Source organism: Micrococcus sp. IITD107 (assembly GCF_041927415.1).
Classification (GTDB): Bacteria; Actinomycetota; Actinomycetes; order Actinomycetales; family Micrococcaceae; genus Citricoccus; species Citricoccus terreus.
The window spans coordinates 232,821-258,609 of record NZ_JBHFFN010000001.1; the positions used below are offsets into that span (position 1 = coordinate 232,821).

Sequence of the window (25,789 nt, forward strand, 5' to 3'; positions counted from 1 at the left end):
TCCCCCTGTCGAAGAGTGGTGCGGGCGGGGGGACTTGAACCCCCACGTCCGGAGACACTGGAACCTAAATCCAGCGCGTCTGCCAATTCCGCCACGCCCGCATGAAGTCCCCGGCCGCACAGCGTCCGGGCACAGGCACCCATGGTACCGGGTGAAGGGGCTCGGCCTCCGTGGGTCAGTCCAGCCCCAGGTCCCGCCGCAGCTTGGCCACGTGTCCGGTCGCCCGCACGTTGTACTGGGCCAGAGCGACGGTCCCGTCCTCGGCCACCACCACCGTGGACCGGATCAGGCCCTCGTAGACGCGTCCGTAGTTCTTCTTCTCGCCCCAGGCTCCGTAGGCGGCGGACACGGTGTGGTCCTGATCAGAGAGCAGAGGGAAGGTCAGTCCCTCGGCATCGCGGAACCGGGCCAGCTTGGCCTGGGGATCCGGAGAGATCCCGACGACGGCATATCCCTCGGCCTGGAAGCTCGCCAGGGAGTCACGGAAGTCGCAGGCCTGCTTGGTGCACCCCGGGGTGGCGGCGGCCGGGTAGAAGTACACGATGACCTGACGTCCGGCGAAGTCGCTCAGGGAGACGGGCGATCCGTCCTGGTCCGGAAGGGTGAAGGCGGGAGCGGGCTGGCCCGGCGAGAGACGTTCAGGGGTGGTCATGGACCCACTCTGGCACTGCCGCCGAGGTGCCGCAAACGTGGACAAACCGATCAGGACGTCGGAGCCTCATCCTGTGCGCTGGACTCGGAGGAGGCGATCTCATCGTCCTCGCTCACCCGCGGCTGTGCCGCAGCGGCTGGATCCTCATTGCGGACCTCGGCCGCGGAGTCCAGGAAATCCTGGTCCGTGCAGTCGGGCAGCTCGGTCAGCCACAGCGGTTCGGGAGCGAGCATCGCCAGCAGTTCCTCGGAGGCGGCCCGGGGCACACCCTCGGCATCGAGATGTCCCGCCACCGGGTCGGCGTGCTCGGAGTCCTCCTCCTCCGCCTGGATCAGACACCACTGTGCGGCCTGGGCGGCGGTGAGTGGCTTGGGTGGCAGCGCAGCGACGGGCTCCGCGGGCTCCGAGGGGGTTGCCGGCGCTGCCGGTGACGACGGCTCAGCTGGTTCAGGCTGCGGTGAGGACGGGATGGTCTCGGCCGGCTCAGTCGGTTCGGCAGGTTCGGCAGGCACGGCAGGGAGTGTGGGAGCCGCGGGCGCCGACGGTGTGGGGGCCGGGACGGCCTGGACAGGGTCGAGAGGGCTCGCTGCCGGGGCCGGGGTCGGCTTCGGAGCCGGGGGTGCCGAGGGCTCCTTGACCGGTGTGGGGCGAGGGGCCGGCCGCTGAGGTTCGGGACGCGTCGGCGAGGGCGTTGCAGGTGTCGGTGCTGAGCTGGCCTGAGACGACGCCGCGGGTGACCGGGTGCCCGGGACGGGGCTGGACGACCGTGCGGTGCGCTGGCTCCGAGGGGCGATCTCGGCCTGGGCGGAGCGCCAGGTCTCCTCACGCTGGTGGGTGCGGGGCGTCGTCGGGACCTGAGGTCTGGTCGAGTCCTGCACCACAGGGCCGGAGACTCGCCTCGATGCGGACGGGCGCGTGGCGTGGACGGGAGCATTGACCCGGATCGGCGCCAGTCCACGTCCTCCTGGCAGCAGATGAGCGGGGTTCACGTAGGTGCCGTCCACGGTCACCTCGAAGTGCAGGTGGCACCCCGTGGAGTTCCCGGTGGTCCCCACCAGGGCGATGATGTCACCCTGGGCGACCTGGTCGCCGGGTTGGGCCAGGATGAGCGAATTGTGGCGATAGGCGGTGGCCAGACCGTCGGCATGGTCGATGTCCACCCGCAGCCCACCCGTGCCCTTCCATCCCGACCAGGTGACAGTGCCGTCGGCGGCGGCTCGGACGGGAGTTCCGCAGCGAACGGCGAAGTCCTGGCCGATGTGGAACTGGACAGGGTCTCCGAGACCGGTGGGATTGGTGCGCCACCCGTAGACGGAGGAGATCGGGGCATCTGGGCCGATCGGATGGGCCAGGGCAGTGCCACCCTGCACGATGGCGGAGGGGGCCAACGCTCCGTGAGCCGCCGTCCGCTCGGAGGAGACGGTGCGGATGATCCGTTCACCGGTGCTGCGCCCGCGCGGCCAGCTAGGGCTGGCCTGGGGAGAGTAGTCCGAGTGCACAGCGGTGACGGCTGAGGACAGGACGGAGGAGTCTGCCGCCGTCTCGGCCTGCTCCTGGACGGCAGGGAAGATCGCTGAGGTCGAGAGGGCCAAAACCGAGGCCGCCACAGCGGCCACCCAGTGATGGAACACGAACCCAGCTCCTCCAGCTCATGGGAACGACGCCCACACGGACCCAGCCGGGCCGACGGGCGGTGATGTTCCCCACATCTGAGGACATCCTGTCACGGATGAGTGGGCGGAGACTAGCGCCGGGTGGGAACAGTGGGTGAAGCTGGGGTGAAGCACGAACGGCACCCGGACCGTCAGGTCTGGATGCCGTGTGGTGAAGCCGTGGTGCGCCCCCCGGGACTCGAACCCGGAACCCATTGATTAAGAGTCAATTGCTCTGCCAGTTGAGCTAGAGGCGCAGTGTTCTCCAGACCGTTTCCGGTCTGTGCAACGAGGAAAAACTGTACCAGAGCATCTCAGCGACCGCCAATCCGCTGGATGCGATCTCGGTCACCCCTAGGTGGGCTCGAGGAGGACGGCTCCGGTGGTCATTCCGGGGTCTCGGAGTAGAAGGCGTCCAAAGTGTCCATGAAATGCCCCATGAACTGGTGGAAGTCCTCTGAGTCATCGGCCTGGTCCAGCACCACGAAGCCCTCCTCGTGGTCACGAGCGGCGCCGACGGGGACGGCGGGAGTCGGCGAGACCTCGAACCAGGTGCGATATCCGGTGACCGTCTCCACCTGATACCCGTGGCCCGTGTCCGCGAGGGTGGCGACGTTGGTGAGCGCGACGCTGGCCAGCGGAGCTGACGGAGGTGCTGCACCACAGGATTCCTGCCCGGCGGCTGACGCCACATCCACGGGGCACAGCAGCAGCTCGAGCGGCTGACGTCGGTAGCCGATGACCAGCGCCGGACCGGAGCCGGAGGGCTGACCGTAGACCAGGTTGTAGTCGCCGTGATTGAGCACCTGGGTGTCGAAGACCCGGCGCAGCGCACGTTTCAGGTCCCCGCTGTCCATGCCCAGTATTTTAGGGAACGTTGTGATGCGGATCTCCTGGACAGGCCGGACTCCGCTGAGAGCGGACGGCGGCGGCGCGGTCCATCGGTCCGCTGGGAGACCGGGAGGCTGTCGTCGTGCCTCTGTCCGCGTCATGCACCAGTCACTCTGGTCGGCCGGACGGAGCTCGGATCTAGGATGGGCGCCATGACCAGCTCCACCGCAGACTCCGGCACCGCCGACGCCACTCAGCCCTCGATCGACATCAAGCCTCGCTCACGCCAGGTGACGGACGGCATGGAGCGAGCCCCCGCTCGCGGCATGCTCCGCGCTGTGGGCATGGGCGACGACGACTTCGCCAAGCCGCAGATCGGCATCGCCAGCTCGTGGAACGAGATCACTCCCTGCAACCTCTCCCTGGACCGCCTGGCGCAGGCATCCAAGGACGGCGTCCATGCCGGAGGCGGATACCCCCTCGAGTTCGGGACCATCTCCGTCTCGGACGGCATCTCCATGGGTCACGATGGCATGCACTTCTCTCTGGTCTCCCGAGAGATCATCGCCGACTCGGTGGAGACGGTGATGCAGGCCGAGCGACTGGACGGGTCCGTCCTGCTCGCCGGCTGCGACAAGTCCCTGCCCGGCATGCTCATGGCGGCTGCGCGCCTGGACCTGGCCAGCGTCTTCGTCTACGCCGGAACGATCATGCCCGGCTATGCCCAGCTCGAGGACGGGACCACCAAGGAGGTCACGCTCATCGATGCCTTCGAGGCGGTCGGCGCCTGCGCTCGCGGATTGATGAGCGAGAAGGATCTGGATGCGATCGAGCGGGCCATCTGCCCCGGAGAAGGTGCCTGCGGCGGCATGTACACCGCCAACACGATGGCCTGCATCGGTGAGGCCCTCGGGATGTCCCTGCCCGGCTCTGCCGCTCCGCCCTCGGCTGACCGTCGCCGCGACGCCTTCTCCCGCCGATCGGGCGAGGCCGTGGTGAACCTGCTTCGACTGGGCATCACCTCCCGAGACATCCTGACCAAGAAGGCCTTCGAGAACGCGATCGCGGTGACGATGGCCTTCGGCGGCTCCTCCAACGCCGTCCTGCACCTGCTGGCCATCGCCCGTGAGGCTGGGGTGGACCTGACGCTGGAGGACTTCAACCGGATCGGGGACAAGGTCCCGCACCTGGGCAACCTCAAGCCTTTCGGCGAGTACGTCATGTTCGATGTCGACCAGGTCGGCGGCGTCCCGGTCATCATGAAGGCGCTGCTGGACGCCGGACTGATCCACGGGGATGCACTGACCGTCACCGGCAAGACCGTGGCGGAGAACCTGGCCGAGATCGATCCTCCCGCCCTGGACGGCAAGGTCCTGCGTCAGTTGGACAACCCGATGCACCACAACGGAGGCATCGCCGTGCTGCACGGATCGCTGGCCCCTGAGGGTGCCGTGGTGAAGTCGGCCGGCTTCGATGCCGAGGTCTTCGAGGGAACGGCCCGCGTGTTCGAGCGGGAGCGCCACGCCATGGACGCTCTGGAGGCCGGAGAGCTGCAGGCCGGTGACGTGGTGGTCATCCGGTACGAGGGCCCCAAGGGTGGTCCCGGCATGCGCGAGATGCTGGCCATCACCGGTGCCATCAAGGGCGCTGGCCTGGGCAAGGACGTGCTCCTGCTGACGGACGGACGATTCTCCGGCGGCACCACCGGTCTGTGCATCGGCCATATCGCTCCCGAGGCGGCCGACGGCGGCCCGATCGCCTTCGTCCGTGACGGGGATCGGATCCGGGTGGACATCGCCGCCCGCACCATCGACCTGCTGGTCGACGAGTCGGAGCTGGCCGGACGCCGTGAGGGCTGGCAGCCGATGGCGGCCAAGTTCACCACCGGCGTGCTCGGCAAGTACGCCAAGCTGGTCCATTCTGCCGCTGAGGGCGCCTACTGCGGGTGACCCCAGGACGGCGTGTGGGTCCACCCGCACGCCGTCCACCAGGTGGACATGCGTCTCACTATGCGAGACGCGCGGTGGGGTGATTGACACTCGGTGCAGACGCTCAGGAATACTGGATCCATGTTCAGCACCGGATGCTCCCGACGCATCGTCGTTATCCAGCGCGTGGCCTGAGGAATCCTCAGTCCGGCGGGTGAGCCCGCCGCCACGCGCCCACCCCCGAGCAGGCCGACCGGCCGTCGTCGGGGGTTTTCTGTTGGACCGCAGTGCAGGTCGACCACCCGGTCGGCCTGGGCCGCACAGCATGCACCGCCGCCAGGCGGCCGGACCGGGCAACACCCGGTCGGACCCAGGTACATCACACGTACATCTGAAGTCGAGGGCAGAGCACATGAGCACAGGAGCACGCATCACCCCCTCGGTGATGCCCGCGCATCCGTCCCGAGAGAACCGGTCCAGGTCAGAGGCGTCGACCGACAGCCTGGTCCCGGGGCCCAACCGCGTCGTCGAGCCGACGCCGATGACCGGTTCGCAGGCCATCGTCCGTTCCCTGGAGGAACTGGGCGTCACCGACGTCTTCGGTCTGCCCGGCGGAGCCATTCTGCCGACCTATGACCCGCTGATGGACTCCAGCCAGATCCGTCACGTGCTGGTCCGTCACGAACAGGGTGCCGGGCATGCCGCCCAGGGCTACTACCTGGTGACCGGACGGCCGGGGGTGGCGATCGCCACCTCCGGACCCGGAGCCACCAATCTGGTGACCGCGATCGCCGATGCCCACATGGACTCCGAAGCCGTGGTCTTCATCACCGGCCAGGTCTCCTCGGCCGTGATCGGCACCGACGCCTTCCAGGAGGCGGACATCGTGGGCATCACCATGCCCATCACCAAGCATTCGCGCCTGGTCACCCGCGCTGAGGACATCCCGCAGGCGCTGGCCGAGGCATTCCACATCGCCACCACCGGTCGGCCCGGTCCGGTGCTGATCGACATCTCCAAGGACGCCCAGCAGGGCAGCATGGACTTCTCGTGGCCGCCGAAGATCGACCTGCCGGGTTACCGCACCGTGGTGCGCGGCCATTCCAAGCAGGTGCGTGAGGCCGCACGGCTGATCCAGCAGTCTCAGCGACCCGTGCTCTATGTGGGCGGCGGAGTCTCGCGGGGACATGCCAGCCAGGAGCTGATGGAGCTGGCCGAGGCCACGGGGGCGCCCGTGGTCACCACGCTGACGGCACGTGGCGTGTTCCCGGATTCGCATCGCCAGCACCTGGGCATGCCCGGCATGCACGGGTCTGTCGGGGCCGTGACCGCACTGCAGATGTCAGACCTGCTCATCACCCTGGGTGCACGCTTCGACGACCGCGTGACCGGACAGCTGGACAGCTTCGCTCCGGGGGCCAAGGTCATCCACGCCGACATCGATCCGGCGGAGATCTCCAAGAACCGGTCCGCTGACGTGCCGATCGTGGGCTCGGTCAAGGAGATCATCCCCGAACTGACCGGCGCCGTGCGGGAGAGCCAGGAGGAGGACGGCCCGGTCGACCTCTCCGACTGGTGGAAGGTGCTGGACAGCATCACTGAGACCTACCCCATGGGCTTCACCGCGCCGGACGACGGTCTCATGGCCCCCCAGAAGGTCATCGAGAAGCTCTCCGAGCATTCCGGACCCGAGGCCGTGTACGTGGCCGGCGTGGGGCAGCACCAGATGTGGGCCAGCCAGTTCGTCGGCTACGAACGCCCCCACCAGTGGCTGAACTCGGCCGGACTGGGCACCATGGGCTTCTCGGTCCCGGCGGCGATGGGCGCCCAGGTGGGCAACCCGGACCGCACCGTCTGGGCGATCGACGGCGACGGCTGCTTCCAGATGACCAACCAGGAGCTGGCCACCTGCGTGATCAACCAGATCCCGATCAAGGTCGCCATCATCAACAACTCCTCCTTGGGCATGGTCCGTCAGTGGCAGACGCTCTTCTATGAGTCCCGCTACTCCAACACCGACCTGAACACCGGTCACGACACCGTGCGCATCCCCGACTTCGTCAAGCTGGCCGAGGCCTACGGCTGCGCGGGTCTGCGCTGTGAACGCGAGGAGGACCTGGACGCGGTGATCGAACAGGCCCTGGCCATCAACGACCGGCCCGTGGTGATCGACTTCGTGGTCTCCCGGGACTCGATGGTCTGGCCGATGGTGCCGGCCGGCGTCAGCAACGACGACATCCAGGTCGCCCGCGACATCTCACCGGACTGGAACGAGGAGGACTGAGCCATGGCACGACACACACTGTCCGTCCTGGTGGAGGACGTCCCGGGCGTGCTGACCAGGGTCTCCTCCCTGTTCGCCCGCCGGGCGTTCAACATCCATTCCCTGGCCGTGGGGCCCACCGAACTGCAGGGCGTCTCCCGCATCACCGTGGTGGTGGACGCCGAAGGCGACCTGCTCGAGCAGGTCACCAAGCAGCTGAACAAGCTGATCAACGTGATCAAGATCGTGGAGCTGGCGCCGGAGGCCTCCGTCCAGCGGGACCACCTGCTGGTCAAGGTCCGCTCCGATGCCGGAACCCGCTCCCAGGTGGTCCAGGCCGTCGAGCTGTTCCGTGCCGCGGTGGTGGACGTCTCCACGGACTCGGTGACCATCGAGGCCACCGGTGCGGCGGACAAGCTGACCGCGCTGCTGGAGGTGCTGGAGCCCTTCGGCATCCGCGAGCTCGTCCGTTCGGGCACCATCGCCGTGGGGCGCGGCGGCAAGTCCATGACCGACCGTGCCATCCACAAGTCCTGACCCCAGACTTCTGACCCCCTGAACCTGAAGAACACCTCACCGCAAGGAGAACCGCTGTGACCAAGAAGTACTACGAGGACGACGCCGACCTCTCGATCATCCAGGGCCGCACCGTCGCCGTCATCGGCTACGGCTCCCAGGGCCACGCCCACTCGCTGAGCCTGCGCGACTCGGGCGTGGATGTGCGCATCGGCCTGGCCGAGGGCTCGAAGTCCCGTGCCAAGGCTGAGGCCGAGGGCCTGCGTGTGGTCACCGTGGCAGAGGCTGCCGCCGAGGCCGACCTGATCATGATCCTCACCCCGGACCAGGTCCAGGCCGAGGTCTACAAGGAGCACATCGCCCCGAACCTGCAGGACGGGGACGCCCTGTTCTTCGCCCACGGCTTCAACATCCGCTACGGCTTCATCCAGCCGCCGGCCGGTGTGGACGTGGCCCTGGTGGCCCCGAAGGGCCCCGGTCACGTGGTCCGCCGCGAGTTCGAGGCCGGCCGTGGCGTGCCGGCGCTGATCGCCGTGGAGCAGGACGCCTCCGGTCAGGCCAAGGATCTCGCCCTGGCCTACGCCAAGGGTGTGGGCGGCACCCGTGCGGGCGTCATCGAGACCACCTTCACCGAGGAGACCGAGACCGACCTGTTCGGTGAGCAGGCTGTGCTCTGCGGCGGTGCCTCCCAGCTGATCCAGTACGGCTTCGAGACCCTGACCGAGGCCGGCTACCAGCCCGAGATCGCCTACTTCGAGGTGCTGCACGAGCTGAAGCTCATCGTGGACCTGATGGTCGAGGGCGGCATCGCCAAGCAGCGCTGGTCCGTCTCCGACACCGCCGAGTACGGCGACTACGTCTCCGGCCCCCGCGTGATCGACGAGCGCGTCAAGGAGAACATGAAGGCCGTGCTGGCCGACATCCAGGACGGCACCTTCGCCAAGCGCTTCATGGACGACCAGGCTGCCGGGGCGCCGGAGTTCTCGAAGCTGCGCGCCGCCGGCGAGGCCCACCCGATCGAGAAGACCGGCCGGGAACTGCGCCAGATGTTCTCCTGGCTGAAGGACTCGGACGACGACTACACCGAGGGCACTGCAGCGCGCTGATCCGCGTGAGCTCCCCGGGTGCCCCGCTGCGGCCTGCGCGGCGGGGCACCTGGGGATTCCCGACGACGTCGCACCCGGTGGGGTCCAGCGTCACGTTCGCTGCCCCGGCGGGTGAGGCGTCGTCGTCGTCATAGAATTCAACTCGCCCGGCCGACATCTGCTCCGGCCACCCTCCATGACCCCCGAAGGTGGAATCCCTGTGTCAGCAACCAAGCCCGTCGTCCTGATCGCCGAAGAGCTCTCCCCAGCCACGGTCGAGGCCCTGGGGCCGGACTTCGAGATCCGCCAGACCGACGGAGCGGACCGAGCGAAGCTGCTGGCGCAGCTGCCGGAGGCCGATGCCGTGCTGATCCGCTCGGCCACGAAGATGGATCAGGAGGCGATCGCCGCCGCGTCCCGACTCAAGGTCATCGCCCGGGCCGGCGTGGGCCTGGACAACGTGGACACCAAGGCCGCCACCCAGGCCGGCGTCATGGTGGTCAACGCCCCCACCTCCAACATCCTCTCGGCCGCTGAGCTGACCTGCGGTCACATCCTGGGCGTGGCCCGCAACATCGCCCCGGCCAACCGTGCCCTGAAGGCGGGGGAGTGGAAGCGCTCCAAGTACTCCGGCGTGGAGCTCTACGAGAAGAAGCTGGGCATCATCGGGCTGGGACGGATCGGCACCCTGGTGGCCGAGCGCATGAAGTCCTTCGGCATGGAGATCCTGGCGTACGACCCCTTCGTCACCTCGGCCCGTGCGGCGCAGATCGGCGCGCAGCTGGTGGAGCTGGACGAGCTGCTGGCCCAGGCCGACTTCATCACCATCCACATGCCCAAGACCCCCGAGACGGTCGGCATGATCTCGGACGCACAGTTCGAGACGATGAAGGACACCGCCTTCGTGATCAACGTGGCCCGCGGCGGCCTGATCGACGAGGACGCCCTGGCCCGCGCCCTGGAGGCCGGCGCGATCGGCGGGGCCGCGATCGACGTCTTCTCCACCGAACCCGCCACGGATCTGGACTTCTTCGCCCATGACAACGCCGTGGTCACCCCGCATCTGGGCGCCTCCACCGCCGAGGCGCAGGAGAAGGCCGGCATCTCGGTGGCCAAGTCCGTGCGGCTGGCCCTGGCCGGCGAGCTGGTGCCGGACGCGGTCAACGTGGCCGGTGGCGTGATCCACCCTGATGTGCGCCCGGGCATCCCCCTGGCCGAGAAGCTGGGCCGGATCCTCACGGCGCTCACCGCCGGAGACTCGCTCACGGCCGTGGAACTGGTGGTGGCCGGAGAGATCGCCGACAAGGACGTCAAGTCCCTGCAGCTGGCGGCCCTGAAGGGCCTGTTCACCGATGTCGTCTCCGACCAGGTCTCCTATGTCAACGCTCCGGTCCTGGCCGAGCAGCGCGGCATCGAGACCCGACTGACCACGACTCCCGAGTCCCCGGCCTACCGCAACACCGTCACCCTTAAGGGCGCCACCTCGGACGGCACCCAGGTCTCGGTCTCCGGCACGCTCACCGGACCCAAGCAGATCCAGAAGGTCGTGGGCATCGACGGCTACGACCTCGAGGTCACCATGGCTGAGCACCTGCTGGTGTTCCGCTACACCGACCGTCCTGGCGTGATCGGCACGATCGGCCAGGTCCTGGGGGAGCAGGGCGTGAACATCGCCGGCATGGACGTCTCCCGTCAGGTGGAGGGCGGGGAGGCCATGGCCATCCTCACCCTGGACGCCGCGCTGCCCGCCGGGGTGGCTCAGCAGGTCGGCGAGGCCATCGGCGCTGCCAAGGTGGCCGGGATCGATCTGGAGGACTGAGAGGGCGCTGCTGAGGGAGCGTCTGCACCGGCATCGGCCTGTCACCTGCCTGCTCAGGTGACAGGCCGTCGTCGTGCTGGGCCACAGGAGGCGACCGCCGGTGGGAGTGCGATATGTTTCTGCGGTGACCTCCTCTGCGCCGTACTACCTGACCACCGCCATCCACTACCCCAACGGGGAGCCGCACATCGGCCATGCCTACGAGATGGTGGGCACCGATGCGATGGCCCGGTTCCAGCGGCTGGACGGACGAGACGTGTTCTTCCTGACCGGGACGGACGAGCACGGTCAGAAGATGGCCCAGACCGCCGAGCGGGAGGGCATCACCCCGATGGAGCTGGCCACGCGCAACGCGGCGGCCTTCCAGCGGATGGACGATGAGGTGCTGGACGTCTCCTACGACCGCTTCATCCGCACCACCGACCGGGACCACCATGCCGCCAGCCAGGAGATCTGGCGCCGAATGGAGGCCAACGGAGACATCTACCTGGACCGCTACGCGGGGTGGTACTCCGTGCGTGACGAGCGCTTCTTCACCGAGGAGGAGACGGAGGTCCGCGAGGACGGTCAGCGCTATGCCGTGGAGACCGGCACCGAGGTGACCTGGACCGAGGAGGAGAGCTGGTTCTTCCGTCTCTCCCAGTATCAGGATCGACTGCTGGATCTCTACCGCACCCGTCCGGACTTCGCCGCGCCGCAGTACCGATTCAACGAGGTCATCCGGTTCGTGGAGTCCGGACTGGAGGACCTGTCCATCTCCCGCACCTCCTTCGACTGGGGGATCGACGTCCCTGCGCCGGCCACCGGCGAGGCACCCTCTGCCGACCATGTGATGTACGTGTGGGTGGACGCCCTGACCAACTACCTCACCGGCGCCGGATTCCCGGACGAGGAGTCCGAGCAGTTCCAGCGGTACTGGCCGGCCGATCTGCACGTGATCGGCAAGGACATCTCCCGCTTCCACTGTGTCTTCTGGCCCGCCTTCCTGATGAGCGCCGGGATCGAGCTGCCGCGGCGAGTGATGATCCACGGCTTCCTGAACAACAACGGGGAGAAGATGTCCAAGTCGCTGGGCAATGTGGTGGCCCCGGCCGACTGGGTGGCCCGCTACGGCCTGGATGCCGTGCGCTTCTTCCTGCTGCGCGAGTTCCCCTTCGGAGCGGACGGCTCCTACAGCCATGAGGCCGTGGTGGGCCGCAAGAACGCCGACCTGGCCAACAACCTGGGCAACCTGGCGCAGCGGTCGCTGTCCATGGTGGCCAAGAACCTGGACGGGAAGGTCCCCACACCCGGCGAGCTGACTGATCCCGACCGTGCGGTGCTGGACCAGGCCGCGCAGCTGCTGGAGATCTCCCGCGCGGCGTACGCCGAACAGGACTTCCACCATGCGCTGGAGCGGACCTGGGGGTTCCTGGGCGACGTCAACGCGTACTTCGCCGAGCAGCAGCCCTGGGTGCTGCGCAAGACCGACCCGGAGCGGATGGCCACCGTGCTGTACGTGACCCTGGAGGCGGTGCGGCGGGTCGTGCTGCTGGTGCAGCCGGTCATGCCCGCCTCGGCCACCCGCCTGCTCGATCTGCTGGGTGTGGATGCCGGGGGAGATGCCGGACGCACCGCTGCCTCCGGGACCGGGCCGCGCTCGTTCGCCGCCTGGGACGACGCCCTGGTGCCGGGCAGCGAGCTTCCGGCCCCGTCCGGCGTCTTCCCGCGCCATGAGGACCCCGCCGAGGCCTGATCCCGGCTCGGCCCTTGCCCCGCGATCGGCCAGGAGTCCACATCGTGGACACTGAGACCACATGCTGGAACGGTGGCGGAGGGCGGGTCTACGATCACCGTCATGGTGAGCACTCCTGAGACCTCTGCCCCTGTCAGCCCTGCCGGTGCAGCGTCGGCGCAGCCCGGTCCGCTGTCCATCGCCGTGATCGGCGGGGACGGCATCGGCCCGGAGGTCACGGCGGAGGCGCTGAAGGTGCTGCTGGCGGCCACGGAGGCCGCGGGGGACCCGGAGGTCACCACCACAGACTTCCAGCTCGGGGCAGACCACTGGCTCCAGACCCGGGAGACCCTCTCCGAGCAGACCCTGGAGCAGCTGCGCGGCTACGACGCCATCCTGTTCGGTGCCGTGGGCGCGGCCCCGAACGACACCAGGATCCCCTCCGGTCTGATCGAGCGTGAGCTGCTGCTGAAGCTGCGCTTCAGCCTGGACCATGCCGCCAACCTGCGCCCGGCCAAGCTCTATCCGGGCGTGCCCAGCCCGCTGGCCGATCCCGGGGAGATCGACTTCGTGGTGGTGCGCGAGGGCACGGAAGGTCCGTATGTGGGCAACGGCGGCGCCCTGCGCACCGGGACCCCCCAGGAGATCGCCACCGAGGTCTCGGTGAACACCGCGCACGGCGTGGAACGCGTGGTGCGCCACGCCTTCGAGCGCGCCCAGCAGCGGCCTCGCCGCCACGTCACCCTGGTGCACAAGCACAATGTCCTGGTCCACGCCGGTCACCTGTGGCGGCGGACAGTGGAGCAGGTGGCCGCTGAGTTCCCCGAGGTCACGCACGACTACCTGCATGTGGACGCCGCCACCATCTTCATGACCACCGATCCGGCCCGGTTCGACGTGATCGTCACCGACAACCTGTTCGGGGACATCCTCACCGACCTCGCCGCCGCCGTGACCGGAGGGATCGGCCTGGCCGCCTCCGGCAACCTGAACATCTCCGGCACCGGTCCCTCCATGTTCGAGCCGGTCCACGGTTCGGCTCCGGACATCGCCGGGCAGCAGAAGGCCGACCCCACGGCGGCCATCCTCTCGGCCGCGCTGCTGCTCGAGCAGGCCGGTCGCACCGAGGCGGCCCGCCGGATCGAGGAGGCGGTCCACGCGGACATCGCCGAGCGCTCGAACGGCTCGTCGCGCAGCACCGGGCAGATCGGCGACGCGATCGCCGCCCGCGTGACCGGCTGATCCCCAGGCCCCCGGGGTCGCCCACAGCACGTGATCAAGATCACCCGCGCTGTGACGGCCACCTATGATGGTCAGGACCGTGGCGCCCTGACAGGGACCCTGCTGACGCCTCGGCGGACCGTCCCACCCTGACCCACCGGTCGTCCGGTGCGACCCGTGACCAGAGAAAGGCACCTTCCGTGACCCCCGACTTCGCCGTCCATCCCCACCCCGCACCGCTCTCCGACGCAGAGCGGGAGCAGATCCTGGCTGACCCCGGCTTCGGCGACCACTTCACGGACCACATGGTCTCGATCGACTGGACCAGGGACGCCGAAGGGACCGGTGGGTCCGGAGGCAGCTGGCATGATGCCCGCATCGAGCCCTTCGGTCCCATCCAGATGTCACCTGCCGCGGCGGTGCTGCACTACGCCCAGGAGATCTTCGAGGGGCTGAAGGCCTACCGCCACGAGGACGGTTCGGTCTGGACCTTTCGTCCCCAGGCCAACGCCGCACGCCTGAACCAGTCGGCCCGCCGTCTGGCCCTGCCGGAGCTGCCGGAGGAGATGTTCCTGGAGTCGCTGCGCCTGCTCGTCTCCACGGACCGGGCCTGGGTGCCTGCCGGCGACGGTCAGGCCCTGTACCTGCGCCCGTTCATGTACGCCTCGGAGAGCTTCCTGGGCGTGCGTCCGTCCCGCCAAGTGGCCTACAAGGTCATCGCCTCGCCCGCCGGCAACTACTTCGGCGGCGAGCTCAAGCCGGTCTCCATCTGGGTCTCCCGGGACTACGCCCGAGCTGGCCACGGCGGCACCGGGGCGGCCAAGTGCGGCGGCAACTACGCGGCCTCGCTCGCCCCCCAGCTGCAGGCCGCGGCCCACGGCTGCGACCAGGTGCTCTTCCTGGATCCCACGCGGGACAACGCTGTCGAGGAGCTCGGCGGGATGAACGTGTTCTTCGTGTTCCGGGACGGCCGCATCGTCACTCCCGCCCTCACCGGCACCATCCTGGAGGGGGTGACGCGCCGCTCGGTCATCCAGCTGGCACAGGACCGCGGACTGGACGTCCAGGAGCGCACCATCACCCTGGACGAGTGGCGCGAGGGCGTGGCCAGCGGGGAGATCACCGAGGTGTTCGCCTGCGGCACCGCTGCGGTCATCACCCCCATCGGGCGCCTGTTCGACGGTGAGGACGTCATCGAGTCCGCCGGTGGCAGCGAGGTCACCCTGGACATCCGCCGTGAGCTGTTGGAGCTGCAGACCGGCCGCGGTGAGGACCGCCACGGCTGGCTTTATCGTCTGGCCTGACCGGCGCGCAGCGCCGGCTGATGACCCCAGGGCCTCCCGACGCCGGCCCGCTCACCTCGAGCGGCCGACGTCGGGACCTCTTTCACCTCCGTAGGATGGTGCCCATGCGCATTGCCCGATTCGTTGTTGACGCTGAACCTCAGTACGGACTCGTGGAGGGGGAGGCCGACGCACCCCTGGAGGAGCTGACGGTCACCGCCCTGCACGGGGATCCGTTCTTCCAGGGCATCCAGCCCACCTCGCGCACCCATGCGCTGGAGGAGGTGCGCCTGGTCGCGCCGATCATCCCGCGCTCCAAGCTGGTGGGGATCGGCCGGAACTGGGCCGATCACGCCGCCGAGCTGGGCAACGAGGTGCCCTCCCGGCCCATGATGTTCCTCAAGCCCAACACCTCGGTGGTGGGTCCCGGCGAGCCGGTGACCCTGCCCAGCTGGTCCGAGGAGATCTCCTACGAGGCCGAGCTGGCCGTGGTGATCGGGACGATCTGCAAGGACGTTCCGCGCGAACGGGTGGACGATGTGGTGTTCGGGTACACGGTGGCCAATGACCTCACCGCCCGTGATGCCCAGCGCGGTGACGGCCAGTGGGCGCGGGCCAAGGGCTTCGACGGCGCCTGCCCGCTGGGTCCCTGGATCGAGACCGGACTGAAGGTCGCGGACACCGAGGACCTGCGCATCACCACCCGTCTGGACGGCGAGCTGGTCCAGGACGGCACCACGGCGGACATGGTGTTCGGCGTGGCGGAGCTGGTCTCCACCGTGTCCGAGGCGTTCACCCTGCTGCCCGGTGATGTCATCCTCACCGGCACCCCTGCCGGCGTCGGGCTGGTCCGGGAGGGACAGCGGGTGGAGTGCGCCGTGGACGCGATCGGGTCGTTGGCCACGGTGTTCCGCCGCTGAGCCGGGCCGCGCCCTGATCTCAGTAGACTGGGGGCATCATGACTGACATGCCTTCCACGGCCCCTGCGCGGGCCGCATCCTCTGACGTCCCCGCTGTCTCCTCCGATCTGCCGGTCCGCGTCCGGTTCTGCCCGTCGCCCACCGGCACCCCCCATGTGGGTCTGATCCGCACCGCTCTGTTCAACTGGGGCTGGGCCCGTCACACCGGCGGGACCATGGTGTTCCGGATCGAGGACACCGACGCCAAGCGTGACTCCGAGGAGAGCTACCAGCAGCTGCTGCAGGCCCTGGCCTGGCTCGGCATCGACTGGGACGAGGGTGTGGAGGTCGGTGGACCGCACGAGCCCTACCGTCAGTCCCAGCGCGGGGAGATCTACCAGGACGTGATCGCCCGGCTCAAGGACGCCGGGTACATCTACGAGTCCTTCTCCACCCCGGAGGAGGTCGAGGCCCGGCACCGTGCCGCCGGTCGCGACCCCAAGCTGGGCTACGACAACCTCGACCGCGACCTCACTCCGGAGCAGGCCGCCGCCTTCCGGGCGGAGGGCCGTGAGCCGGTGCTGCGGGTGCGCATGCCGGACGAGGACATCACCTTCACGGACACTGTGCGCGGAGAGATCACCTTCAAGGCCGGCTCGGTGCCGGACTTCGTGGTGGTGCGCGCCGACGGCTCCCCGCTGTACACGCTGGTGAATCCGGTGGACGACGCCCTGATGGAGATCACCCACGTGCTGCGCGGCGAGGACCTGCTCTCCTCCACGCCCCGGCAGATCGCCCTGTACCGCGCCCTGTACGCGATCGGCGTGGCCAAGTACATGCCTGAGTTCGGTCACCTGCCCTACGTGATGGGGGAGGGGAACAAGAAGCTCTCCAAGCGCGATCCGCAGTCCAATCTGTTCCTGCACCGCGACCACGGCTTCATCCCCGAAGGCCTGATCAACTATCTGGCCCTGCTGGGCTGGTCGCTCTCTGCGGACGAGGACATCTTCACCCGGGAGCAGTTCGTCGAGGCCTTCGACATCCACGACGTCCTGGCCAACCCAGCGCGCTTCGATGAGAAGAAGGCCACGGCGATCAACGGCACGCACATCCGCATGCTGGACGGCGCGGACTTCCGCGACCGCCTGGTGCCCTACCTGCAGTCCGCCGAGCTGGTGGGCAAGCCGCTGACTGCGCGCGAGCAGCGGATCCTGGATGCGGCGGCGCCCCTGGTGCAGGAGCGCGTGGCCGTGCTCAGCGAGGCCGTGGAGATGATGGCCTTCCTGTTCCAGGCCGATGAGCAGATCACGACGGCGGAAGGTGCCCTGAAGGGCATGCCCGCCGACCTGGTAGCGGCCGTGAGCGCCGCGCACGGTGCGCTGGAGTCGGTGTCCGAGTCCGACTGGACCGTGGAGAACCTCGAGGCTGTCCTGCGCGAGGCCCTGATCGAGCAGATGGGCCTGAAGTCCCGTCAGGCCTTCGGCCCCGTCCGCGTGGCGGTCTCCGGCAAGAAGGTCTCGCCGCCGCTGTTCGAGTCTCTGGAGATCCTGGGCAAGGCCTCCACGCTGGCGCGTCTCACCCGTTTCGCCGCCGAGCAGGGCGTCTGAGGGGTGGGAGAACCTCCCCGGGTCCGAGGAGTGCTCTTCGATCTGGACGACACCCTGGTGGACCTGAAGTCCGCCCAGCTGGTCACCTTCGAGGAGACTGCCGCCCGTCAGGCAGAACTGACGGGCGGCCGTCTCCCGGAGCAGGACCGGGTGGACGCCGCGGCCCTGCACTTCGCGGCCGACGCCAACGGGCACTATCAGCGGTATGTGGACGGCGAACTGGACTTCCTGGGGCAGCGCCTGGCCCGGGCGCGAGACGCCCTGGAGCTGCTGGGCCTGGCCGCAGATCCCGACCCGGAGCTGTGGGGCAGGGTCTATGAGCAGCAGGTGCGGTCCCGGTGGGCGCTCTTCGAGGACGTCGGGCCGCTCCTGTGCCTGCTCGATGACTCCCGGATCCCCTGGGGAGTCGTGACGAACAACACAGAGGAGTATCAGCGCGGCAAACTCGCCGCGGTGGGTCTGGACCGGGTGCAGGTGGTGGTCGGGACGGACACCGCGGGTGCGCCCAAGCCGGACGCGGCTCCCTTCCTCGCCGGCTGCACCGGCCTGGGCCTGGACCCGGCGGATGTGCTCTATGTGGGCGACAATCCGCTCAAGGACGGGCTCGGAGCGCGGGACGCCGGCCTGGTCTCCCTGCTGATCCTGCGTCCCTCCGCGGTGCCCGGCGACCTGGGCGGTGGGGACGGCGGAACCTCCACCTCCCAAGTGCCTGCTGGCATCTGGACCGGGGACTCACTGGCGGCGGTGGCTCGTTTTGTCACCGGCGCGAAACCCCTGCTATAGTCATCACCTGTGCCGGAGAGATCCGGGACGAAAAACAAGGTATGACCCAGGGGTTCCGTTCCGTCGGAGCGAGGAGCCCTTGACACACCTTGGGGTATGGTGTAATTGGCAACACAACGGTTTCTGGTACCGTCATTCTAGGTTCGAGTCCTGGTACCCCAGCGGAGAACGCCGATTTGGCAGGATCCACCGGAGGCTGATAAGCTATCCGGGTTGCCTCGGCCAGGAGACTGGATGAGGCAGACAACTGAAGAAGCTGTTTCGCAGCGCCTGGCCCCATCGTATAGCGGCCTAGTACGCCGCCCTCTCACGGCGGTAACGCGGGTTCGAATCCCGCTGGGGTCACCAGGTACAGAAGGTCCGGATCGTCACCACGATCCGGACCTTCTGCGTTTCCCCTCCGATCGGGCACTGTGCCCACGCGGGTTACCGGGCAGTTGCCGCCAGTGCCATGATGGGACGGTGAGCACACCACCTCCTGTCCCGCCACGGCCACTGCGCCGACCAAGCTCCGGTTCCGCTGCCGTCCCTGAGCCTGCCTCTGCTGACCGCACTGCGGCGGAGATCTCCGCCGACGCCGTGGTCCTGCTCGAGTCCCTGCATCAGCAGCTCGCCGCCGCACGCTATCCACTGCGCCTGGACGGAGCCCCCGCCGCCGAAACCGCCCGAGATGCAGCGGTCCACCAGGTGGAGGACTACGTCCTGCCGCGGTACCGCTCCTTGGACGCGCCGCTGCTGGCCGTGGTGGGCGGCTCCACCGGCGCCGGCAAGTCCACCCTGGTCAACGCCCTGGTGGGTCATCCGGTCACCCGCGCCGGTGCCATCCGGCCCACCACCCGGCAGCCGATCCTGCTGCACCATCCACAGGACACCGAATGGTTCACCACCGCGCGGATCCTGCCGCATCTCTCGCGTATCACCGGGCACCGGGTCTCCGCGGACGATGCCGAGTCCACCGTGTCCGCGGACCGGGCCGGCGTGGACCCGGACCCTGGCGCCATGGACTCCGTGGTGCTGGTGGCCGAGACCGGTCTGCCGGCCGGTCTGGCGCTGCTGGATGCCCCGGACATCGACTCCATCTCGGAGGACAACCGGCGTCTGGCCGGTCAGCTGCTCTCCGCCGCGGACCTCTGGATCTTCGTCACCACCGCCAACCGGTATGCCGACGCCGTGCCCTGGCAGCTGCTGCTGGACGCCGCCTCACGGGACATCACCGTGGCGGTGGTCCTGGACCGCGTGCCACCGGGCACCGAGGGAGAGGTCGCCGCGGACCTGCGACGGATGCTCACGGCCCAGGGGCTGGCCCACGCCGAGCTCTTCGTGGTGCCCGAAGCGCGACTGGACGAGCGCGGGATGCTGCCGGCCGGCGTCGTGAATCCCCTGCGGGGATGGCTGGGCTCCCTGGCCTCCACGAGCGGCACGCGCTCGGACGTGGCCCGCAGGACGCTCAACGGCGTGGTCCGGCAGCTGGCCGGACGGGCTGAGGAGCTGGCCGCCGCTGAGGACGACCAGCGCTCTGCTGCGGCGCGCCTGGCCGCCGACGCCGAGTCGGCCTATGCCCGGGCGCAGACCAACGTGTTGGCGGCCACCCAGGACGGCACGCTGCTGCGCGGCGAGGTGCTGCACCGGTGGCAGGACTTCGTGGGCACCGGAGAGTTCTTCCGTCAGCTCGAGTCCGGGATCGGGCGGCTCCGCGACCGGCTCGGGGCGCTGCTGCGAGGCAGACCCGCCCCCGCTGAGGACGTCGAGGTCGCCATCGAGACCGGGCTGCATGCGGTCATCGTGGAGCAGGCCGCCGCGGCCGCTGAAGAGACCGAGGAGCGCTGGCGGCAGGACGCAGCCGGGCGCCCCCTGGTGCAGGGCCGGGACCTCGGACGGCTCCCGGAGGACTTCTCCGAGCAGGCCGCCGCAGAGGTGCGTGGATGGCAGAGCGACCTGATGCGCCTGATCGAGAGCGAGGGGGCGGGAAAGCGGACTATGGCCCGCATCTCTGCCCTGGGCGTGAACAGTGTGGCGGTGACCCTGATGGTGGTCTCCTTCGCCTCCACCGGCGGCCTGCTGGGCATCGAGGTGGGGATCGCCGGCGGCACCGCCGTGGTGGGACAGAAGCTGCTGGAGTCCATCTTCGGTGAAGATGCCGTGCGCCGCCTGGCCAGGCGATCCCAGGAGAACCTGCACGCCAGGGTCGAGGCGCTGCTGGAGCAGGACTCCCGACGCTTCACCGAGCTGCTGGGCGAGGTCCGCACTCCGGAGGACACCCAGCGACTGCGTGATCTGGTCCCGGCGCTGGAGCGACTGTCCGAGGAGGGATCCCGATGAGCGCGCGCACCGCATCCGCCACCGACCAGTCCGCACTGGAGCGTCAGCTCCAGGCACTGGAGGAGGCCGTCCGTCTGGGCCGGGACCGCATCCCGGAGCCGGTGTTGGACCAGGCGCTGTCCGTGGTGGGCCGCTCCGGGGAGCGCCGCAGGCTCTCCGCCGAGCACACCGTGGTGGGCTTCTTCGGGGCCACCGGGTCCGGCAAGTCCTCCCTGTTCAACGCCGTCTCCGGTGTGGAGCTCGCTCGAGCCGCCGCCACCCGGCCCACCACCAGCGAGGCGCTGGCCGCCGTCTGGGGTGCCGAGGGCTCCGGACCGCTGCTGGACTGGCTCCAGGTCGGCCAGCGGCACCAGCTCGAGGGGGTCGCCCCGGGAGTGGATCCCGGAACCGCCTGGGGACGGGTGCAGGAGCAGGGCGGGCTGATCCTGCTGGACCTGCCCGACTTCGACTCCATCACCACCGCCCACCGGCAGATCGTGGAACGGCTGGCCGGCCAGGTGGACGTGCTGGTCTGGGTGCTGGATCCCCAGAAGTACGCCGACGCCGCCCTGCACCGGGACTTCCTGGAGCCGATGGCCTCGCACCAGGGGGTCACCCTCGTGGTGCTCAACCAGGTGGACCGGCTGGCCGACCAGGATGTGCCGCGCGTGGTGGCCTCGCTGGAGCAGATCCTGGCCCAGGACGGACTGACGCAGGTCACGGTGATGCCGGCCTCGGCCCGGACCGGGGCAGGAGTGGACCGGGTGCGCGAGCAGATCGCCCGGGTGGCCACCGACCGCCATGCCGCCACCGAACGGATGCTCTCCGACGTCCGCTCAGCGGCAGCCCTCCTGGAGACCGGCCTGGTGGACTCGACCCCAGGCCCCGGTGAGCCGACCGGCTCGGGTGAGGTGGCCGACGTCGGGACTGCCGAGGTCCGCCGACTCTCTGCCGCCTTGGCCCAGGCCTCCGGGGCGGAGACGGTGGCCCAGGCGGTGGGGCAGTCCTACCGACTGGAGGCCGGCTCACGCACGGGCTGGCCCGTGGTGCGCTGGCTGGCCAAGGTCCGCCGTGATCCGCTGCGACGACTGAACCTGCGCCGGGAGGGTTCCACCGATGACCCCCGTCTGCACCGCACCTCTCTGCCGGAGCGCTCTCCGGCGCAGCGCGCGGCGGTGGACGGCGCCATCCGCACCTTTGCCGAGACCGCCTCACAGGGGGCGCCGGAGGCCTGGCGCGCCTCGATCCGCCGCTCGGCACGCACCCACATGGACACGCTGCCGGACGATCTGGACCAGGCCATCTCGGCCACGGACCTGCAGGCCGGACGCAGCTCCTGGTGGTGGCACGTGATCAACGTCCTGCAGTGGCTGGCCCTGCTGGCGGCCGTGGTGGGACTGGGCTGGCTCGGCGTGCTGGCGGGGGCGGCCTATCTGCAGTTCCAGCTGCCGCCGGCTCCCTCGGTGGAGGGCTTCCCCATCCCCACGCTCCTGGTGGCCGGGGGACTGCTGTTCGGGATCCTGCTGGCCCTGCTGACGGCGCCGCTGGTCCGGCTGGGCGCCTCCCAGCGGTCCGCCAGGGCCCGACGCCGGCTGCGAGACTCCCTGAGCGAGGTCGCGGAGCGGCGCGTGGTCGCCCCGGTGCGCGCTGAGATCGACCGGTACCGGGCATTCCGGCAGGCAGTCGGCATGGCACGGGGACGCCGATGACCTCACCCACGGTCAGCGGCCTGGGAGAGGCCGGGATCCTGCAGGTGCTGCACCGGCGCTTCCGGACGGTCCCGGCGGCCCAGGACTGGCCGGAGGGCTCTCTGGGCCCGGGAGACGATGCCGCCGTGGTCCCGGCACCGGACGGGCGCTTCGTGATCTCCACCGACGCCATGGCCCAGGACCGGGACTTCCGGCTGGTCTGGCCCAGCGGGGCGGTCGACTCGGGATACTCCACGGGCTGGAAGGCGGCCGCACAGAACCTCTCCGACATCAACGCCATGGGGGCGCGGGCCTCGAGCCTGCTGCTGGCGCTGACCATGCCCGGCCACACGCCGGTGCGGTGGCTGGACCGGTTCGCCGCCGGGATCGCCGGTGCCGTGCATCATCTGGGGGCGGACACCTGCCGGATCGCCGGCGGAGACCTGGGCGGCGACGATCGCATCACCGTCTGCGTCACCGTCACCGGAGATCTGGACGGCCGCCGTGCTGTGCGGCGCACGATCCCTCGGGAGCATCGGGGCGGGACCGGACCGCTGGACCTGGCGCTCTGCGGGAGGGCCGGCTGGGCGGCAGCGGGTCTGAGTGTGCTGCAGACACCCCGGACGGACCTGGACCGGGCGCTGGACCGGACGGGCGCCCATCGGCTCGCGGCCCGTGCCGCGGCCGCGCAGCTGCGTCCCCGTCCGATCCTCACGGCAGGTCCCTCAGCCGCAGCGCACGGCGCTCTGGCCATGCTGGACGTCTCCGACGGCCTGGTGCGGGACGCCGGCCGACTGGGCTCGGCCAACGGCCTGGCCGTGGAGCTGGACGAGGAGTGGGTGAGGGGTCAGGCCGCCGAGCTCGCCCCCCTGGCGTTCGCTCTGGGGGAGGACGCTCGAGACTGGGTCCGCACCGGGGGAGAGGACTACGGGCTGCTGGCGGTGTTCACCGGGGGAGCAGCGTTGCCGTCCGGCTTCACCAGGGTCGGCCGGCTGGTGGCTCCCGGCGGGACCTCGCAGTCCCTGAACCCTCCAGGGGCCAGGATCGGATGGGACCACTTCGGCGGCTGAGGTCCGAGCCGGGATGCCCCGGATCAGGCCTGACCGGGGTCGAAGCGGTGGCCGAGTGCGGCGTGGGTGAAGCCGGCGTCGATCCAGTCCTGGGCGGTCAGGACGTTGCGGCCGTCGATGATCGCCGGGTGCTTCATCAGCGGTGCCAGCTGGGCGGGGTCCATCTGTTTGAACTCGTCCCATTCGGTGAGCAGGATCGCCAGGTCGGCTCCGGTGACGGCCTCCTGGAGGGAGTCCACGTAGTCCAGGCGTGGGAAGCGTCCGGCGGCGTTGCGGTTGCCCTGGGGGTCATAGACGGCGACGTCGGCCCCGGCGGTGAAGAGCCGATTGGCCACATCCAGGGCGGGAGAGTCACGGACATCGTCCGAGTCCGGCTTGAAGGCCACACCGAGGATGGCGATGCGGGTGCCCACCAGGGTGTGCACCGCCGTCGGTGTGGGAGTGGGCGCGGTGCCGCCGTGCGAGCGCACCTCGGCCGGCCCCGTGGAGTCGGTGCGCCCGGTGCGCACGGCGGCCAGGACCTGGACGGCGAGGTCGACCACGCGGTCGCGGCGGCGCAGGTTGATGTCGTCGATGTCGTTGAGGAAGGCCATGGTGCGGTCCAGGCCCAGTTCGGAGACTCGGGCCTGCAGGGCGCGGATGTCCTTGGGCAGGCAGCCTCCGCCGAAGCCGACGCCGGCGTTGAGGAACCGGCGGCCGATGCGCGGGTCGTGTCCGATGGCGTCGGCCAGGGTGGTGATGTCTCCGCCGACGGTCTCGGTGATCTCGGAGAAGGCGTTGATGAACGAGATCTTGGTGGCCAGGAAGGCGTTGGCGGCGACCTTGACCAGTTCCGCGGTCTCGAAGTCGGTGCTGATCCAGGGGGTGGCCTCGGCCAGCGGTGCGGCGTAGACCTGGCGCAGCACCTGGTCGGCGTGGTCGGAGCTCACTCCCACGACCAGGCGGTCTGGGTGCAGGGTGTCCTTCACGGCGAAGCCCTCACGCAGGAACTCGGGGTTCCAGGCCAGTTCGACCGTGCCGGGCAGACCGTTCTCGGCGCGGGTGGTCTCGATCAGGCTGGCCAGGCGGGTGGCGGTGCCCACCGGGACGGTGGACTTGCCCACGATCAGCGCGTCCTGGGTGATGTGCTGGGCCAGGGAGGTCACGGCGGCGTCCACGTAGCGCATGTCCGCGGCGGTCTCTCCGGCTTTCTGGGGTGTGCCCACGCCGATGAAGTGGACATCGGCCCAGTCTCCGACCTCCTGGTAGGAGGTGGTGAAGCGCAACCGGCCGGAGTCCACGTGCTTGACCAGCAGCTCGGACAGGCCTGGTTCGTGGAAGGGCAGCTCCCCGCGGGAGAGGGCATCGATCTTGGCCGGATCCACATCCAGGCCCAGCACCTCGAACCCCAGCTCGGCCATGCACGCCGCATGCGTGGCACCCAGATACCCCGTCCCGATCACCGACAGACGCAGGGAGCGGTGCTGGGCGTGGGGGGTCGGTGCTGCAGCGGTCATCATGGTCCTCCGTCTCGCGGGATGTGCAGAGCCTGCACGGTCTGCGGTGAACAGTAGGACACCTGGATGAGCGAATCATTAACCGCAGATGGCGCTGCCCGGTTCAGCGACGACGCCCTGTTCCGTCCGACCAGGGCATCTGACCGCTGCTGACCGGATCAGGCAGCGAGGTCGGTGGACTCAGGGGACCGTCCGCCTGGCGCAGCAGCTCGGTCAGATGCCGGGCGGCCCGCACCACGGTGTCTGCATGGACGCGCCCTGGCTGACGGGACAGGCGTTCGATGGGGCCGGAGATGGACACCGCGGCGATCACCCTCCCGGTGGGGCTGCGCACCGGTGCGGAGACCGAGGCCACGCCGGGCTCGCGTTCGCCCAAGGACTGGGACCAGCCGCGGCGACGCACCGCCGAGAGCGTGGTGGGCGTGAAGACCGACTCCGCCAGTCCCTCCACGAGCCGTTCGTGGTCCTCCCAGGCCAGCAGGACCTGCGCGGCGGAGCCTGCCTTCATGGACAGGCGCGTCCCCACCGGGATGGTGTCCCGCAGGCCGACCGGCCGCTCGGCGCTGGCCACACAGATGCGGCTGTCCGCCTGACGGCGGAAGAGCTGGGCGCTCTCTCCGGTGGCGTCGCGCAGCCAGACCAGCACCGGACCGGCCGCCGAGGTCAGCCGGTCCTCACCGGCGGCCGAGGCCAGTTCGGAGAGGCGGCTGCCGAGCACATAGCGACCCTGCAGGTCCCGTCCGACCAGACGGTGATGCAGCAGCGCCGCCGCCAGACGATGCAGCGTGGGGCGGGCAATGCCGGTGGCGGCCACCAACTGGGCCAGACTGGTGGGTCCGGCCTCGAGTGCATCCAGGATGGCGGCGGTCTTGTCCACCACCCCGACCCCGCTGGGACGATGCAGTGCGTGCAGTCCTGGGGTGTCGTCGTCGGGCCGGAGGTCCCCTGGTGAAGTGTCCATCATTCGATACTAGCGTCTCAATA

19 protein-coding genes and 4 tRNA genes are annotated in these 25,789 nt (G+C 69.5%); 16 read left to right on the forward strand and 7 right to left on the reverse strand.

The annotated features are described in order from the left end of the window. Nucleotides 1-16 precede the first annotated feature (16 nt). From ACEXHE_RS01080 to ACEXHE_RS01100, 5 genes are all read right to left on the reverse strand, one after another. Nucleotides 17-101, reverse strand: a tRNA-Leu gene (locus ACEXHE_RS01080). A gap of 74 nt (nt 102-175) precedes the next feature. Then, nucleotides 176-652: a thioredoxin-dependent thiol peroxidase gene (gene bcp, locus ACEXHE_RS01085; RefSeq protein ID WP_374784413.1), complete on the reverse strand. Its 477-nt coding sequence runs from the start codon at nt 650-652 to the stop codon at nt 176-178. A gap of 50 nt (nt 653-702) precedes the next feature. After that, nucleotides 703-2,283 (reverse strand): peptidoglycan DD-metalloendopeptidase family protein, encoded by a 1,581-nt coding sequence (locus ACEXHE_RS01090; RefSeq protein WP_374784414.1) that lies wholly within the window; start codon nt 2,281-2,283, stop codon nt 703-705. Between the two features lie 202 nt (nt 2,284-2,485). After that, a tRNA-Lys gene (locus ACEXHE_RS01095) sits at nt 2,486-2,561 on the reverse strand. Between the two features lie 129 nt (nt 2,562-2,690). After that, nucleotides 2,691-3,161 carry a hypothetical protein gene (locus ACEXHE_RS01100; protein WP_091694551.1) on the reverse strand — a complete coding sequence of 157 codons (471 nt, stop codon included), beginning with the start codon at nt 3,159-3,161 and terminating at the stop codon, nt 2,691-2,693. Nucleotides 3,162-3,347: 186 nt separating this feature from the next. On the opposite strand from ACEXHE_RS01100, the gene ilvD reads away from it, so the two are divergent. The 16 genes from ilvD to ACEXHE_RS01180 all read left to right on the forward strand — a co-directional run bounded on the left by ilvD (nt 3,348) and on the right by ACEXHE_RS01180 (nt 23,309). Next, the gene (ilvD, locus tag ACEXHE_RS01105; RefSeq protein WP_374784415.1) at nt 3,348-5,084 is read left to right on the forward strand and encodes a dihydroxy-acid dehydratase; all 1,737 of its coding nucleotides are present in this window, start codon (nt 3,348-3,350) and stop codon (nt 5,082-5,084) included. A gap of 391 nt (nt 5,085-5,475) precedes the next feature. Then, entirely contained in the window at nt 5,476-7,347 is a 1,872-nt protein-coding gene (locus tag ACEXHE_RS01110; protein WP_374784416.1) for an acetolactate synthase large subunit, read from the forward strand. A gap of 3 nt (nt 7,348-7,350) precedes the next feature. After that, a complete protein-coding gene (gene ilvN, locus ACEXHE_RS01115; protein WP_260061885.1) occupies nt 7,351-7,863 on the forward strand; it encodes an acetolactate synthase small subunit in 513 nt (170 codons plus the stop codon). A 56-nt stretch (nt 7,864-7,919) separates the two neighbouring features. Continuing rightward, complete coding sequence (gene ilvC, locus ACEXHE_RS01120; protein WP_091694540.1) at nt 7,920-8,948, forward strand: ketol-acid reductoisomerase; 1,029 nt, start codon at nt 7,920-7,922, stop codon at nt 8,946-8,948. A 175-nt stretch (nt 8,949-9,123) separates the two neighbouring features. Beyond that, a complete protein-coding gene (serA, locus tag ACEXHE_RS01125) occupies nt 9,124-10,746 on the forward strand; it encodes a phosphoglycerate dehydrogenase (protein WP_374784417.1) in 1,623 nt (540 codons plus the stop codon). Nucleotides 10,747-10,870: 124 nt separating this feature from the next. Further along, on the forward strand, nt 10,871-12,481 hold the full coding sequence (gene metG / locus ACEXHE_RS01130) for a methionine--tRNA ligase (protein WP_374784418.1): 1,611 nt from the start codon (nt 10,871-10,873) through the stop codon (nt 12,479-12,481). 102 nt (nt 12,482-12,583) lie between these two features. Then, nucleotides 12,584-13,702, forward strand: a complete 1,119-nt coding sequence (locus ACEXHE_RS01135) for a 3-isopropylmalate dehydrogenase (protein ID WP_374784419.1) — start codon at nt 12,584-12,586, stop codon at nt 13,700-13,702. Between the two features lie 179 nt (nt 13,703-13,881). Next, nucleotides 13,882-14,985: a branched-chain amino acid aminotransferase gene (locus ACEXHE_RS01140; RefSeq protein WP_374784420.1), complete on the forward strand. Its 1,104-nt coding sequence runs from the start codon at nt 13,882-13,884 to the stop codon at nt 14,983-14,985. A 104-nt stretch (nt 14,986-15,089) separates the two neighbouring features. Next, the gene (locus tag ACEXHE_RS01145) at nt 15,090-15,884 is read left to right on the forward strand and encodes a fumarylacetoacetate hydrolase family protein (RefSeq protein WP_374784421.1); all 795 of its coding nucleotides are present in this window, start codon (nt 15,090-15,092) and stop codon (nt 15,882-15,884) included. Between the two features lie 38 nt (nt 15,885-15,922). Continuing rightward, nucleotides 15,923-17,470, forward strand: coding sequence for a glutamate--tRNA ligase (gene gltX / locus ACEXHE_RS01150; RefSeq protein WP_374784422.1), 1,548 nt, complete (start codon nt 15,923-15,925; stop codon nt 17,468-17,470). Between the two features lie 3 nt (nt 17,471-17,473). Next, nucleotides 17,474-18,253 carry an HAD family hydrolase gene (locus tag ACEXHE_RS01155; protein ID WP_374784423.1) on the forward strand — a complete coding sequence of 260 codons (780 nt, stop codon included), beginning with the start codon at nt 17,474-17,476 and terminating at the stop codon, nt 18,251-18,253. 90 nt (nt 18,254-18,343) lie between these two features. Then, nucleotides 18,344-18,415, forward strand: a tRNA-Gln gene (locus ACEXHE_RS01160). Between the two features lie 110 nt (nt 18,416-18,525). Continuing rightward, a tRNA-Glu gene (locus ACEXHE_RS01165) sits at nt 18,526-18,601 on the forward strand. 216 nt (nt 18,602-18,817) lie between these two features. Continuing rightward, nucleotides 18,818-20,572 carry a dynamin family protein gene (locus ACEXHE_RS01170; RefSeq protein ID WP_374784833.1) on the forward strand — a complete coding sequence of 585 codons (1,755 nt, stop codon included), beginning with the start codon at nt 18,818-18,820 and terminating at the stop codon, nt 20,570-20,572. After that, a complete protein-coding gene (locus ACEXHE_RS01175) occupies nt 20,569-22,260 on the forward strand; it encodes a GTPase (protein ID WP_374784424.1) in 1,692 nt (563 codons plus the stop codon). Before ACEXHE_RS01170 ends, ACEXHE_RS01175 begins: the two co-directional genes overlap by 4 nt. Then, complete coding sequence (locus tag ACEXHE_RS01180; RefSeq protein WP_374784425.1) at nt 22,257-23,309, forward strand: thiamine-monophosphate kinase; 1,053 nt, start codon at nt 22,257-22,259, stop codon at nt 23,307-23,309. The genes ACEXHE_RS01175 and ACEXHE_RS01180 overlap by 4 nt, the downstream gene beginning before the upstream one ends. 23 nt (nt 23,310-23,332) lie before the next feature. On the opposite strand, the gene ACEXHE_RS01185 is transcribed toward ACEXHE_RS01180, so the two are convergent. Both ACEXHE_RS01185 and ACEXHE_RS01190 read right to left on the reverse strand, forming a co-directional pair. Continuing rightward, entirely contained in the window at nt 23,333-24,805 is a 1,473-nt protein-coding gene (locus tag ACEXHE_RS01185; protein WP_374784426.1) for a UDP-glucose dehydrogenase family protein, read from the reverse strand. A gap of 103 nt (nt 24,806-24,908) precedes the next feature. Continuing rightward, nucleotides 24,909-25,709, reverse strand: coding sequence for an IclR family transcriptional regulator (locus tag ACEXHE_RS01190; RefSeq protein ID WP_091695322.1), 801 nt, complete (start codon nt 25,707-25,709; stop codon nt 24,909-24,911). Between the last annotated feature and the right edge of the window lie 80 nt (nt 25,710-25,789).

Coding starts and splice junctions, on each gene's coding strand:
- ACEXHE_RS01110 (WP_374784416.1), top strand. CDS start 5,476: ATGAGCACAGGAGCACGCATCACCCCCTCGGTGATGCCCGCGCATCCG.
- ACEXHE_RS01180 (WP_374784425.1), top strand. CDS start 22,257: ATGACCTCACCCACGGTCAGCGGCCTGGGAGAGGCCGGGATCCTGCAG.
- ACEXHE_RS01100 (WP_091694551.1), bottom strand. CDS start 3,161: ATGGACAGCGGGGACCTGAAACGTGCGCTGCGCCGGGTCTTCGACACC.
- serA (WP_374784417.1), top strand. CDS start 9,124: ATGACCCCCGAAGGTGGAATCCCTGTGTCAGCAACCAAGCCCGTCGTC.
- bcp (WP_374784413.1), bottom strand. CDS start 652: ATGACCACCCCTGAACGTCTCTCGCCGGGCCAGCCCGCTCCCGCCTTC.
- ilvD (WP_374784415.1), top strand. CDS start 3,348: ATGACCAGCTCCACCGCAGACTCCGGCACCGCCGACGCCACTCAGCCC.
- ACEXHE_RS01175 (WP_374784424.1), top strand. CDS start 20,569: ATGAGCGCGCGCACCGCATCCGCCACCGACCAGTCCGCACTGGAGCGT.
- ilvN (WP_260061885.1), top strand. CDS start 7,351: ATGGCACGACACACACTGTCCGTCCTGGTGGAGGACGTCCCGGGCGTG.
- ACEXHE_RS01135 (WP_374784419.1), top strand. CDS start 12,584: ATGGTGAGCACTCCTGAGACCTCTGCCCCTGTCAGCCCTGCCGGTGCA.
- gltX (WP_374784422.1), top strand. CDS start 15,923: ATGACTGACATGCCTTCCACGGCCCCTGCGCGGGCCGCATCCTCTGAC.
- ACEXHE_RS01185 (WP_374784426.1), bottom strand. CDS start 24,805: ATGACCGCTGCAGCACCGACCCCCCACGCCCAGCACCGCTCCCTGCGT.
- ACEXHE_RS01145 (WP_374784421.1), top strand. CDS start 15,090: ATGCGCATTGCCCGATTCGTTGTTGACGCTGAACCTCAGTACGGACTC.